The 13,343-nt window shown below is 42.0% G+C and carries 11 protein-coding genes; 2 read left to right on the forward strand and 9 right to left on the reverse strand.

Features of this window, described 5'->3' with window-relative positions; all coding sequences use genetic code 11:
* Nucleotides 1-52 precede the first annotated feature (52 nt).
* Nucleotides 53-469, reverse strand: coding sequence for an MAPEG family protein (locus tag GZH31_RS08745; RefSeq protein WP_036968147.1), 417 nt, complete (start codon nucleotides 467-469; stop codon nucleotides 53-55).
* A 1,119-nt stretch (nucleotides 470-1,588) separates the two neighbouring features.
* Between GZH31_RS08745 and GZH31_RS08750 the strand changes: the two genes are divergently transcribed.
* A complete protein-coding gene (locus GZH31_RS08750) occupies nucleotides 1,589-2,788 on the forward strand; it encodes an Nramp family divalent metal transporter (RefSeq protein WP_036968144.1) in 1,200 nt (399 codons plus the stop codon).
* Nucleotides 2,789-2,927: 139 nt separating this feature from the next.
* Here GZH31_RS08750 and GZH31_RS08755 read toward each other — a convergent pair whose 3' ends face one another.
* From GZH31_RS08755 to lrp, 7 genes are all read right to left on the reverse strand, one after another.
* Complete coding sequence (locus tag GZH31_RS08755; protein WP_065979977.1) at nucleotides 2,928-4,472, reverse strand: arylsulfatase; 1,545 nt, start codon at nucleotides 4,470-4,472, stop codon at nucleotides 2,928-2,930.
* 202 nt (nucleotides 4,473-4,674) lie between these two features.
* A complete protein-coding gene (gene serS / locus GZH31_RS08760; RefSeq protein WP_036968138.1) occupies nucleotides 4,675-5,979 on the reverse strand; it encodes a serine--tRNA ligase in 1,305 nt (434 codons plus the stop codon).
* A gap of 8 nt (nucleotides 5,980-5,987) precedes the next feature.
* Nucleotides 5,988-6,374, reverse strand: coding sequence for a fluoride efflux transporter CrcB (gene crcB, locus GZH31_RS08765; RefSeq protein ID WP_074989576.1), 387 nt, complete (start codon nucleotides 6,372-6,374; stop codon nucleotides 5,988-5,990).
* Nucleotides 6,367-7,704, reverse strand: coding sequence for a replication-associated recombination protein A (locus GZH31_RS08770; protein ID WP_036968135.1), 1,338 nt, complete (start codon nucleotides 7,702-7,704; stop codon nucleotides 6,367-6,369). The genes crcB and GZH31_RS08770 overlap by 8 nt, the downstream gene beginning before the upstream one ends.
* 3 nt (nucleotides 7,705-7,707) lie before the next feature.
* Nucleotides 7,708-8,334 (reverse strand): outer membrane lipoprotein chaperone LolA, encoded by a 627-nt coding sequence (gene lolA, locus GZH31_RS08775; protein WP_065979979.1) that lies wholly within the window; start codon nucleotides 8,332-8,334, stop codon nucleotides 7,708-7,710.
* Entirely contained in the window at nucleotides 8,334-10,826 is a 2,493-nt protein-coding gene (locus GZH31_RS08780) for a DNA translocase FtsK (protein WP_036968127.1), read from the reverse strand. Before GZH31_RS08780 ends, lolA begins: the two co-directional genes overlap by 1 nt.
* A gap of 141 nt (nucleotides 10,827-10,967) precedes the next feature.
* The gene (lrp, locus tag GZH31_RS08785; RefSeq protein ID WP_036968123.1) at nucleotides 10,968-11,447 is read right to left on the reverse strand and encodes a leucine-responsive transcriptional regulator Lrp; all 480 of its coding nucleotides are present in this window, start codon (nucleotides 11,445-11,447) and stop codon (nucleotides 10,968-10,970) included.
* Between the two features lie 142 nt (nucleotides 11,448-11,589).
* On the opposite strand from lrp, the gene ald reads away from it, so the two are divergent.
* Nucleotides 11,590-12,711, forward strand: a complete 1,122-nt coding sequence (ald, locus tag GZH31_RS08790; protein ID WP_036968120.1) for an alanine dehydrogenase — start codon at nucleotides 11,590-11,592, stop codon at nucleotides 12,709-12,711.
* 74 nt (nucleotides 12,712-12,785) lie between these two features.
* Here ald and tnpA read toward each other — a convergent pair whose 3' ends face one another.
* A complete protein-coding gene (gene tnpA / locus GZH31_RS08795; RefSeq protein WP_036970631.1) occupies nucleotides 12,786-13,220 on the reverse strand; it encodes an IS200/IS605 family transposase in 435 nt (144 codons plus the stop codon).
* Between the last annotated feature and the right edge of the window lie 123 nt (nucleotides 13,221-13,343).

A 13,343-nucleotide genomic window follows, 5' to 3' on the forward strand; every position in this document is an offset into this window, starting at 1 on the left:
TCGCTAATGTGGTTTAAAAACAAAGCACATTAGGCTTAAAAAATGATGACCACTACACTAAACGTAACCCTATTAATACCACGAGGGCTATATTGGCAATCGCTGCAATCAAAAAGAAATAGCTGCGCGGGCTTGGGTTCTTTTCTGTTGCAATAGCGTAATACAGCAGCATGTGAATAATCCTTGCTATCACATACACCCAGATACACAGAGCGAATACATTACTATTCACATTTAGAAAAAAACCTAAAAATACCGCACCTAAAAACAACGGGCTATTTTCTAAACTATTCATAAACGTGCGATGCGCACGAAATACAAAGCTTTCATGACCCAAAGATGCGTTAAACTTACCAGGTACAGCACCGGGTTGTTTTGCCTTAACAACCGCAGCCACACCCCATTGAACAATAAGCATGATTAAGTAAACATAGACAGCAAAATAAGCAGACAAGGTTAATTCAGGCATTGTTAATTCCTTTTGTTAAAATAAGACGAATTATTTTAACCTTGCAAAAAGCAAACCAATTTAACCCACTGATTTTTAATGAGATTAATTTTTTAAAATCTTAAAACTGCATAATTAGTACGGACTGTGTATAAATTTTACAATGTGTGTGCCACATGCAATATGCGCTTATTTCCCGCGACCACTTCATTAAGTGCCCAACCTTATGCCCTAAAATATAAAGTACCCTAAAACATAAAGTACCCTAGCATTGCCATAAAAACACTGATAACCCGCTGTTTCATTTATTCAAGGCGCGAACATTCTTATCAAGACTGTTTAAAGAGTATTTTGCTTTCTCGAAGAGCTAAATAAAGTAAAATCAGACATATCATTTGTTGTCGATAAAATGCCCCAGCTCCTGCGATGTACCAGCGCGGGCCGAGCGCGCTTTGCTGCAGTAATGAATGACCAACAGGCTGGCTACTTGCTGCCTAAGTCACCAAGCGATGCGCTGTATACTATTGTACGCTTGTCAGTAGTCACTGAATTGAAAAGTCCGATATTAGTAGTACACCGTAAGCTTTGCTTGTGCTGCAACTCGGGCAATCCCTGTTGCTTTGCCGTCTTTAGAGATTGAACCCAGTTTACAATGCGTTGTTGGTGACATTAAAGTTCTGTTCTTTAGTTGCAAAACCAAATGACTGTGCGTAATTAACATGACCATGGAATGCGCTGAACACGCTTTGATAAAGTTAACTCACTCAACGTTCACTGCCATTTATCTCACTGCGCTAAATAAATGTGTATGACGCAATACCGCAAACAGCGTCGCAAATAAACAAGAATATTTTTTATTGTGCTCATTTTTACTATATTGATTTAAGAACGTTAAAACACTAAAAAGAGTAAATAAATTCATTCAAATAATCATAATTAAGTATGCTAACTATCAATTTACTTGCACTTTTGAAGTAGTTTTCGTTTTGCCCCCTCAAATCTCACCGTTTTTACTTTACCCTCAGAACCACACATTATATCGTGAGCATCTACAGACAGCACTTCTCACACGGTGGCTTTGCTGCCTAGCGATGAGTTGATTAGCTAAAATTCACTATTCTAATAATAAAAAGGTTTTACATGCGTTTAGGACCCGGACTTCTTGTCACTGCTGCCTTTATAGGCCCAGGCACCATTACCACCGCAAGCGTTGCAGGGGCAAACTTTGGTTTTGCTTTAATTTGGACACTCTTATTTTCGGTTATCGCCACTATTTTGCTGCAATCTATGGCTGCTAGACTCGGTGTTACAACGGGACAAGACTTAGCAACTGCACTGAGAACAACCATCAAAACGCCTGTGTTTAAGTTATTAGCCGCGTTTTTGGTGATCAGCGCAATAGGGATTGGCAGTGCAGCCTATGAAGCAGGCAACCTCTCTGGAGCAAGCCTGGGTTTACAAGAAATATTGCCCTCGTTTAATCCTTTGATTTGGACACCTTTGATTGCAATTTTAAGTGTCGTGCTGTTGTATACCGGAAAGCATAAAGTAATTGAAGGTGCATTGATCGTTTTAGTTGTGCTGATGAGCTTGGTCTTTATTTCGACATTAATAATGGCTGCGCCGCCCTTAACTCTCGTTTTAAAAGGCTTTATACCAAGTTTACCTGATAACTCCATTACCACGGTATTAGCCTTAATCGGCACCACCATTGTTCCTTATAATCTGTTTTTACATTCAGGCGTCCTTGCCCAAAAACATGACAAAAATAAAGATATTGAAAAGGTTATTAAAGAAACTAATGTAGATACCAGTATCTCAATAACCCTTGGCGGTATTATTACCTTAGCAATTTTATCAACAGCTTCCGTGGCATTTTATGGCACCGATGCGGGTAAAATTTCTGCAGCCAATATGGCCGTACAACTAGAGCCTTTGTTGGGTGGAATGGCTCACTACTTTTTTGCTATTGGCTTATGTGCTGCGGGCCTCACCAGTGCAATAACGGCTCCTCTAGCGGGTGCATATGCCGTGTGTGGTATGTTGGGTTGGTCAACAAAAATGAGTAATACACGCTTTAAAGGTGTGGCAATTATTATCCTAGCGTTTGGTGCGGTTGTGGCGTCTCTCGGACTTGACCCTGTTGCGGTGATCATCTTTGCGCAAGCAGCCAATGGCTTACTCCTGCCGATTGTGACTTGCTACCTTGTTTGGTTGGTGAATCAAAAATCAATTATGGGAGAATACACTAACTCTGTTTTTGTTAATGTTGTTATTTTCCCTGTCTTGTTACTCATTTTTAGTTTAAGTATTTATAAATTATTCAGTTTGATTTTCTAAAGTGATTGTGCGAAATGGTAAAATCAAAGCCATTTATAACAGATTAGTCGTCCATACCAGCGCAATATTACTTAATCAAAAGCCGCATGGTTTCCCTATGCGGCTTAAATTTTATGCGCTCAAGTCTATGCGCTTTGTCTTATTGCTTACCTGACATTAACTGCTCCATAAGCTGGCTAAAGTCAAAGCTTGCTGCTTTTTGAAGCGGTGGGTATTCAGTAAGCGACTTAATATGCTCACCTAATAAGTGTTGTACAGGTTCGTTAAGCCATTGTTTAGCCTGAACTATATCAGAGCGGTCAGTCAAACCATCAAAGCTTTCAAACGGATCCATGCGAAGGTTGTAGAAAATGGGGAACTTTTGTTTTTCATACTGTGCATAGTAGTTTTCGCTTGTTTCAAAATGCAGCTTCCATTGTTTATAGCGAATCGCTTTAATGCTTGATTCGTAATAATAGAAAAAGTGGTCACGTGCACTGTCATCTGTTTTTCCTAACCAGTAATCTAAGTTATTTACACCATCAAGTGGCTGTTTATGCTCTTTAAGTGCTTTTTTGGCTACATTAGGCTCACCCGCAGCAGCTGCCAAAGTGGTGTAAATATCCATGTGTGTTTGAATACCGTTTAAAATTCTATCTGCGGGTACTTTACCTGGCCAACGAACAATCATTGGTACACGTACACCGCCTTCGTAGGTTGTCATTTTTTCTCCACGGAATGGCGTTGTACCACCATGAAGACGCGCACTGTGTTCTGGACCATTATCTGTCGAGTAAACAACGATCGTATTATCTAGCACACCCATGTCTTGAAGTGCAGCCATCAATTCACCCACTTGTTGATCATGCTCAATTAAGCCACTACCATACAAATCGTGCTCTGTAGTGTGCTTGGCAGCTAAATAACGACTTTCATCACTTAAACGGGTATACATGTGCATACGGCTTGGATTAAACCACACAAAGAACGGCTTATTCTCTTTTTGTGCTCGCTTGATAAAGTCTAAACTTGCATCCATGAATTCTTTATCAACCGTTTTCATTCGCTCGCGAGAAAGCTGGCCTGTGTCTTTAATTTTTTGCTTACCAACTTTACCAAATCGTGGATCAACTGTTTTGTCATCTACATTAGTTGCATAAGTGTGTAAAACCCCGCGTGTACCGTATTTTTTGAAGAATTCAGGATCTTTAGGGTAATCAACTTGCTCAAACTCTTCTTGGGTATTTAAGTGATATAAGTTTCCAAAGAATTCATCAAAACCATGAACGGTTGGTAAGTGCTCGTTGCGATCACCTAAATGGTTTTTACCGAATTGACCCGTAGCGTAACCTTGCTCTTTAAGAACTTCAGCAAGAGTATAGGAGCCCGCTTTTAAACCAAGCTCTGCGCCGGGTCTGCCAACAGTTGTCATGCCACTACGGATTGGGTACTGTCCGGTAATAAGGGCCGCGCGACCAGCAGTACATGACGGTTGAGCATAATGATCAGTGAACATCGTGCCTTCATGGGCGAGTTTATCAATATTTGGGGTTTTATAGCCCATTGTACCCAAACCATAGGCACTTATATTCTGCCACCCTACATCATCAGGGAATATTATAAGAATATTGGGTTTATCTTTAGCGAACGCCACTGAGCTTACTAAATACAAAGCAGCAGATGCGACGGCGAGAAATCTTTTCATAACAGCAATCCTTCGTGTTTTGGAGTATCACAATCCACTTAACTAAATGATTAAGTATTAATGTAGATTGGTATTGAGTACTAAAGGTACCTTTTTAGTCTACTAAATGTTTACACTTCCGCAAATTAATTAGTTAAAAAACAAACAAAAATGCCGCATGGTTTCCCTATGCGGCATTTTTAACTTATTAGGCTAATAAAACTTATTTAATAACCTCTAAGCCTCCCATGTATGGGCGTAATACCTCTGGCACAACAATTGAACCATCAGCTTGTTGATAGTTTTCTAAAATGGCAACCAATGTACGACCTACAGCCAAACCTGAACCATTAAGTGTATGCAATAGTTCTGGTTTTTTCTCACCTTGACGACGGAAACGCGCTTGCATGCGACGTGCTTGGAAATCAACCATGTTTGAACACGATGAAATTTCACGGTAGGTATTTTGTGCAGGTAACCATACTTCTAAATCGTAAGTTTTCGCAGCACCAAAGCCCATATCGCCGGTACAAAGAATCACTTTACGGTAAGGAAGCTCTAATGCTTGTAAGATTTGCTCTGCGTGACCTGTTAGCTCTTCTAGCGCTTGCATTGAGTCTTCTGGTTTTACTAGCTGTACTAATTCAACTTTGTCGAATTGGTGCTGACGAATAAGACCACGTGTATCACGACCATAGCTGCCGGCCTCACTGCGGAAACATGGCGTATGCGCGGTTAAACGAATTGGCAAGTCACTTTCGTCATAAATTTCATCGCGGGCACAGTTCGTAAGGGGTACTTCTGCTGTTGGAATTAAGCTAAAACCAGGTTGTTGTTGACCTTCGTCATCCACTAAACCTAACGTGTGGAATAAATCACCGGCGAACTTAGGCAGTTGGCTTGTACCGTACAAACTTGCGCTATTAACAAGGTAAGGTACGTACATTTCTGTGTAACCGTTTTTATCGGTGTGCGTATCAAGCATGAATTGAGTTAATGCACGGTGCATACGCGCAACTTGGCCACGCATCACAGTAAAACGTGCACCACTGATCTTCACGCCCATTTCAAAATCAAGACCCTTTACGTCTTGACCTACATCAACGTGATCTTTTACTTCAAAGTCAAATGATTTTGGTGTACCCCACGTTGAGATTTCAACGTTTTGCTCTTCATCTTCACCAACAGGAACTGACTCATCTGGTAAGTTTGGAATGGCAAGGGCAATTTGCTTAAGCTCTTCAAGCACTGCGTCTTGCTCTGCTTTTACGCTGTCTAGTTCATCCCCAAGGGTACTGACCGAATCAAGCAAAGCTTGTGCTTTATCGTGCTCGCCTTTGGCTTTAGCTTGGCCGATAGCTTTGGAACTTGCGTTACGTTCGCTTTGAAGTTCTTGCGTTTTTACTTGTAATGTTTTGCGTTTTTCTTCAAGTGCAGTCACTGCATCGATATCAAGTTCAAAGCCGCGTGTTGCTAAACGCGCAGCCGCTTGTTCAATATCTTGACGTAAATATTTAGAATCTAACATGTTAGTTTTTAACCTTTTTGCATTACCAGCTGAAGGCCCAGCCAAGCCATAAATATACACACCACCACGTTTAAGGTGATATTGAGGGCCATTTTAAAAAAGTGACCTTGTTGCAACAGCAACAACGAATCCATTGAGAATGTTGAAAAGGTGGTCAATGCACCTAAAAAGCCAATACCAATTAAGGTCTTAGCAGGGCTAACAGCGATTATTTCTTTTTCAATCAAGCCGTATAAAATGCCCATTAACAATGAACCAAGAATATTAACTGTCAACGTGCCAAAAGGGAATCCCCTACCCAGCAGTTTTAGCATTGTTTCGCTAAGAAAATAGCGTAAGCAAGCACCTGATGCGCCACCCAATGCAATCATCATGTAAAGTTTTAAACTATTCATAACGTTTAATATCGCTTTGCTCATTTCGCTGCGTTAAATAATCCAGCTTTTGTTTTATTTTTTGCTCAAGCCCGCGATCCGTAGGAAAGTAATACTGCCTATCGCTAATAGCTTCAGGAAAATATTTTTCGCCTGCGGCAAATGCGCCTTCTTCGTTATGCGCATAACGATACTCAGCACCATAGCCCAAATCTTTCATTAGGCTGGTAGGTGCATTACGCAGGTGCTCTGGTACAGGGTAACTAGGTTCATTTTGCGCATCGTGCTTGGCCTGATTAAAAGCCATATACACAGCATTGCTCTTAGGCGCACTGGCTAAATAGAGCGTGGCTTGCGCTATGGCACGTTCACCTTCACTTGGCCCCACTCGCTGATAAATATCCCATGCATTGAGTGCAACTTCCATAGCGCGAGGGTCTGCATTGCCGATATCTTCTGTCGCGATGGCTAATAAACGTCTTGCAACATATAGCGGGTCGCCCCCCCCCGCTAAAATACGGCAATACCAATATAAAGCACCATCGGGTGAGCTGCCTCGTACAGACTTATGAAACGCAGAGATTAGATCGTAAAACTCATCGCCCCCTTTGTCATATTTCGCTAAATGCGTTGGCAGCACTTGACTTAAAACATGCTGATCAATTAGGTAATTACCTTGTTTTTCAGTGGTTAAATCAACGGCTTGTTCAAGTAAATTGAGTACTTTACGGGCATCACCGTCGCTGGCTTGGCAAAGTGCCTGCTTTGCGTTATCGGCAATGACGATGTTTTTTTCACTTAGCTCTACATCATCACGTAATGCGCGCTCAATCACATTGTGTAAATCGGTTTGCTCTAACGCTTTAAGTACATAAACACGCGCACGTGAAAGTATGGCGTTATTGAGTGCAAACGAAGGATTTTCTGTGGTGGCGCCAACAAAAATAAACGTGCCGTCTTCTATGTGAGGCAAGAAGGCATCTTGTTGTGATTTATTAAAACGGTGTACTTCGTCGACAAATAATAGCGTACGCTGACCTCGCCCAGCAAGGTTAGCTTTGGCTTCATTGACCGCTTCACGGATGTCTTTTACGCCAGCGGTGACAGCAGACATTTGAATAAGACTTGCATCTGCATGATTAGCAATAATTTGCGCAAGAGTGGTTTTGCCAACCCCCGGCGGGCCCCACAAAATCAGGCTGTGGCAGCGCCCAGCTAAAATTGCTTGGTATAGCGGTTTATCAGGGCTTAAAAGATGTTGCTGACCAATGTAGTCATTCAATGTTTCAGGTCGCATGCGCGCCGCAAGTGGGCGCACATCAGGACCAAAATTAAATCCTAGATTACTCAAGCCCTATTCACCTTGGCTTTGATCATCAACTTCAACACCTTCAGGAATGATAAATTCAAAGGTCGTCGTAGCCAATGGTTGATTAACCTGAGCATCTTTAAAGGTAAATAACGATTGCTGACCCGAGGTATCCATCACGGTCAATGAAGATAAAGCCTGTTTATCATCACTGAATGCAATATCAAGTTGCTCAACTTGGCTTTCTATGCCTTTATTTGGTGTAACACTAAAGCCTGTATCGGTGGCCAATACTTGGTATTTAGCCCACTGCTCAGGGTCTTTTGATGTAAGTAGCACAAACGGGGTTGAATCTATCAGACTATGGGTATTCATTATGGTAACTTGCTCAGCGAAGCTATCAAAATAATAGGTTTTTTCACCGTTAGAAACAAATAACGTTTCATCTGGGCTTTGCTGTTGCCAGCGAATCATCATAGGTTGCTGAAGCGCAATATTGCCCTCACCTTGCATAATGGCTTCGCCCTGTGCATCGGTTACTTTTTGTATAAATTGCGCTTTAAAACTGTTAATTGCGCCAAGTTGCTGTTGCAATGCTTGGCTGTCGTCAGCACGACTTTGACTGCTTAATAAACACCCTACTATTAGGGTTAACACTGTAATTTTTTTCATTAATTTGCTCCACCATTGGGCACTAATACTTCTCGGGCACCATTATGACCTGGCGCACTGACAATGCCTGACGTTTCCATTTGTTCCACTAAACGTGCTGCGCGGTTATAACCAACGCGAAGCTTACGTTGTACACTCGATACCGACACTTTGCCGGTTTCTATCACAAATGATACTGCTTCATCGTAAAGCGGATCTGACTCTTCATCACCGTCTTCACTGGTTTCTCCTGGTAGTAAAATTTCTTCTGTGGCATCACCATTTAAAATTTCATCAATGTAATTTGGCTTGCCCCGTTTCTTCCAATCGTCGACCACGGCATGAACTTCATGATCATCAACAAATGCACCGTGAACACGCACAGGCACGCTGGTGCCAGGCGGTAAGTAAAGCATATCACCCATACCCAGTAAGTTTTCAGCACCTTGTTGGTCTAAAATGGTACGCGAGTCAATCTTACTTGATACTTGGAACGCCATACGCGTTGGAATATTCGCTTTAATTAAACCCGTTATAACATCAACCGACGGGCGCTGTGTTGCAAGCACTAAGTGAATACCTGCTGCACGGGCTTTTTGTGCAATACGTGCAATTAGCTCTTCTACTTTTTTACCGACAATCATCATCATGTCAGCAAATTCATCAATCACCACGACAATACTAGGCAGTTTACCCAGCTCTTCAGGGCCATCAGCCATGCCGTCAGTGTCTTTAAAAAGTGGATCAAGGATCGGTTGACCGGCCTCTTTCGCATCCAATACTTTTTGGTTGTAACCTTTTAAGTTACGCACACCCAGTGCCGACATAAGCTTATAACGACGCTCCATTTCCCCCACACACCAACGCAGTGCATTAGCCGCTTCTTTCATGTCTGTGACCACTTCACACAATAAATGCGGAATACCTTCGTACACAGAAAGTTCAAGCATTTTAGGGTCTATCATAATCATACGTACATCATCAGGCCCTGATTTGTACAGTAAGCTTAATATCATTACATTAACGCCCACTGACTTACCTGAACCAGTGGTACCAGCGACAAGTAAATGAGGCATTTTACCCAAGTCAGCACACACAGGCTCACCGGCAATATCTTTTCCTAATACCATGGTTAATGGTGATGGGTTTGACTCAAACTTAGGGGCATTGATTACTTCGCTTAAACGCACGATTTCGCGGTGTTTATTCGGCAACTCAATACCAACATAGGTTTTACCCGGAATAACCTCAACAACACGCACACTGACAGCAGACAGCGAGCGCGCTAAATCTTTTGCAAGACCGGTGATTTTCGCCACTTTAATACCCGGTGCTAAATCGAGTTCAAAACGCGTAACAACAGGGCCTGGGTATACGCCGACAACCGTGGCTTGAATATTAAAATCAAGCAATTTGGTTTCAACTAAACGTGAAATGCCATCAAGCTCTTCTTGCGATAATGGGTTCTTCGCTTTATCTGGGCGGTCTAACAGCTCCAGCGACGGTAACGGGGTTGCTGGCGGTTGCTCTTCTAATAAGGCCTCAAATTTTTCTTTTGCAGTTGGAGGTGGCTGATACGCAGGCTTTGCCTTTGGCATTGGGCGTGCAGGAGAGACAACCGTTGTCGTTGGCTTTTCAGGTTCAACAACGGGGCTTTGATCAAGCGCATTGAGAGCTGATACAGTGTCAAACGATTCATCATCAAGCGCACTAAAACCGATTTCTTGATCTAAAATATCGTCAAGTTCATCAAAACCATTAAATTCAGACTCTGTTTTTTTAGCTGGTTTTGCAGCCGCTTTTTCTTGAGCAGGTTGGTTTACATCGGGTTCGGTAAAACCAATTGAAGGCTCACTATCAGGCTCGACAAAATTCGCATCGGGTTCTGATGAAAGAACAGCTTTATTTGCGTCTTTTTCGCGTTGAAGCCAGGCCGACAAGTGCTTGCGTGTAAAATAAAAGGCACGCATTACCCAATCACCTAAGAAGTCAACAAATTGCACCCATGACACACCCGTTAAAAGCGTTAAGCCTGCGAAAAAGAAACACAGTAATAAAATAGATGTGCCAGTAAAATTAAAGGTCGGCATCATCGCCGAGGCAATAACGTCCCCTACTACCCCGCCCGATGAAAAATTATAAATATCGTCAAAATTGATGCTGCTAATCGCGGTTGCAGAGGTAATAAATAAAGCAAAACCAATGATTCTTAAAGCCAGCGTGGTGTAATCAAGTTGGAATATGCGATGGGGCTGCTTAAATAATAAGTAACCAAATAACTGAATAGCCGCTGGCACCAAATAGGCAAGCCAGCCAAATGTAAGCAATAAGATATCTGCTATCCACGCACCTGCTGTGCCGGTAATATTCTTTACATTAACAAATTCACCGGTTTGCGACCATGATGGGTCGGCAGGATCAAAACTGATTAATGCACATAAAATAAATACTGCAGCAAAGGTGCTGATAATTAGCCCAGTCTCTAACAGTCTTTGAACACCATTTAGGCGCATAGCTCCCTATTCCTTATTATTCTTTACTCATCGATTAGCAGTGAAATACCTTAGCAGGAAATGCCGTTTGTTGCACTTTATCTTAACCATGATGGACTGATAATGAACAAGTTTTTGTTACTCTTTGTTTATTTTAACAGTTTATGCAATATAAGGACGAATAATCACCCCTTGCTCACCTTTTACTTCTTCCATCACGACGTAGGTACGGCTCTCACTTACATTAGGTAACTTAAGTAAGATATCACCCAGTACGTTACGGTATTCTGACATGTCATTAACGCGGGTCTTCAATAAAAAGTCGAAATTACCCGAAACAAGGTGACACTCAATTATTTCATCGTGCTTTTTTACCGCCGCATTAAATTCTTCAAATACATCAGGTGAGGTTTTCGTAATCGTGACCTCAACGTACACCGACAACCCCTGACCCAATTTTGCAGGATCAACAACTGCTTTGTACCCGAGTATGTAGCCTTCTCTTTCAAGCTTCTTTACACGCTCTAAACACGGGGTCGCACTTAAGCCTACACGCCTTGCTAACTCTACGTTAGAGAGCCTTCCATCAAGCTGTAATTCCATTAAAATTTTTCGGTCTATTCTGTCAAGTAATTGATGCATACGCCAAACCAGAGTTTTACACTGTTAAAATATATTTTTTAGATTATATCACTACAAATGAACTTAAAAAAGGTGAGACACACTGCCATGTCATGAATATAATAGTCGAAAATTTTATCCCGTTCTATTAAGGCGAAAAACTATGATTATTGGTGTACCAAAAGAAATTAAAAACCATGAATACCGTGTAGGTATGGTTCCTGCGAGTGTTCGTGAACTAGTAAACCATGGCCACCAAGTGTTCGTTGAAACTGATGCAGGTATGGGCATTGGCTTCACTAACGAAGATTATATTGCAGCAGGCGCTGAAATTTTACCTACCCCAGCTGACGTTTTTGCTAAAGCTGAAATGATCGTAAAAGTAAAAGAGCCACAAGCGGTTGAGCGTGCAATGTTACGCGAAGACCAAATTCTATTTACTTACCTTCACCTAGCACCTGATCTTCCACAAACTGAAGACCTTGTTAAAAGTGGCGCAATCTGTATCGCTTACGAAACAGTAACAGACGCTCGTGGCGGTTTACCACTTCTAGCACCGATGAGTGAAGTTGCTGGTCGTATGTCAATCCAAGCTGGTGCACAAGCGCTAGAAAAGTCGAACCACGGCCGTGGTATGTTACTTGGTGGTGTACCAGGTGTTGAGCCAGCTAAAGTTGTTGTTATCGGCGGCGGCATGGTTGGTCGTAGTGCAGCACAAATGGCAGTTGGCCTAGGTGCAGATGTGGTTGTTTTAGACCGTAACATCGATGTATTACGTGCACTAGACGCTCAGTTTGGTAACAAAGTGAAAGCGATTTACTCAACCGCTGATGCGCTAGAGAAACACGTACTAGAAGCTGACCTTGTGATCGGTGGCGTACTAATCCCAGGTGCTGCAGCGCCTAAATTAGTGACAGCTGAACACATTAAAGCAATGAAGCCTGGTTCTGCAATCGTTGACGTTGCAATCGACCAAGGTGGTTGTATCGCGACTTCAAAAGCGACGACACACGCTGATCCTACTTACATTGTTGATGACGTTGTTCACTACTGTGTTGCAAACATGCCAGGTGCTGTTCCACGTACTTCTACGTTCGCACTTAATAACGCAACATTACCGTTTATCATCAACCTTGCTAACAAAGGCTATAAGAAAGCGCTTCTTGACGATGCACACTTCTTAAAAGGCTTAAACGTGATTAAAGGCCAAGTTACTTACAAAGAAGTAGCTGAAGCATTCAACATGGAATATGTTGACCCACGTACAGCAGTTGAAAATGCTTAATTAGCATTGTGAAGTAAAAGATCCACCTTCTAAAGAAGGTGGCTTTGCATTAGCCCCCTAGAAGGGGGCGTTGTTTACTGGAGTGTTAACTGCGCCTGCTCTTGCACCTCTTCCTTTTCTTGGTGCCTGACATACCGCCTTATTATTTCTTCATTTATCCCTACAGTATCTACGAAGTACCCTCTCTGCCAAAAATGGTTTCCCCATAACTTGTTTTTCCTTAAGTATGGATATTTGCTAAATAGCTTTAACGCTATTTTTCCCTTTAAAGCACCCATTAATTTCGAGACTGATAACTTCGGCGGTATCTTTACTACCAAATGAACATGGTCAACCTGCACATTTAACTCGACTACTTTGCACCCTAACTGCTCACAATAAACTTGTATGCACCTGTAAACATCTCTGCCTACTTTGTTCTTCAATATTCTGAACCTATACTTTGGCGTCCAGACTATATGATATTGACATCGCCAATACACATGCGATGCTTTCTCGTATCTACTCATGTTTTTTCCTTATATGACTTCGCTAAAAATCAAGTAAGGAATTAACATGAGTATTTTTTCAGGCAAAGCCTAAATGATGATAACCACCTACTGAAGTAGGTGGTTTAGGGCCGAAAACAAAAA

This window comes from Pseudoalteromonas sp. JSTW (assembly GCF_013423925.1).
GTDB classification, from domain to species: domain Bacteria; phylum Pseudomonadota; class Gammaproteobacteria; order Enterobacterales; family Alteromonadaceae; genus Pseudoalteromonas; species Pseudoalteromonas lipolytica.

Excerpts from the sequence above, each read along its gene's own strand:
- GZH31_RS08745 (WP_036968147.1), bottom strand. The coding sequence starts at position 469 with ATGCCTGAATTAACCTTGTCTGCTTATTTTGCTGTCTATGTTTACTTA.
- GZH31_RS08750 (WP_036968144.1), top strand. The coding sequence starts at position 1,589 with ATGCGTTTAGGACCCGGACTTCTTGTCACTGCTGCCTTTATAGGCCCA.
- GZH31_RS08755 (WP_065979977.1), bottom strand. The coding sequence starts at position 4,472 with ATGAAAAGATTTCTCGCCGTCGCATCTGCTGCTTTGTATTTAGTAAGC.
- serS (WP_036968138.1), bottom strand. The coding sequence starts at position 5,979 with ATGTTAGATTCTAAATATTTACGTCAAGATATTGAACAAGCGGCTGCG.
- crcB (WP_074989576.1), bottom strand. The coding sequence starts at position 6,374 with ATGAATAGTTTAAAACTTTACATGATGATTGCATTGGGTGGCGCATCA.
- lolA (WP_065979979.1), bottom strand. The coding sequence starts at position 8,334 with ATGAAAAAAATTACAGTGTTAACCCTAATAGTAGGGTGTTTATTAAGC.
- GZH31_RS08780 (WP_036968127.1), bottom strand. The coding sequence starts at position 10,826 with ATGCGCCTAAATGGTGTTCAAAGACTGTTAGAGACTGGGCTAATTATC.
- lrp (WP_036968123.1), bottom strand. The coding sequence starts at position 11,447 with ATGCATCAATTACTTGACAGAATAGACCGAAAAATTTTAATGGAATTA.
- ald (WP_036968120.1), top strand. The coding sequence starts at position 11,590 with ATGATTATTGGTGTACCAAAAGAAATTAAAAACCATGAATACCGTGTA.
- tnpA (WP_036970631.1), bottom strand. The coding sequence starts at position 13,220 with ATGAGTAGATACGAGAAAGCATCGCATGTGTATTGGCGATGTCAATAT.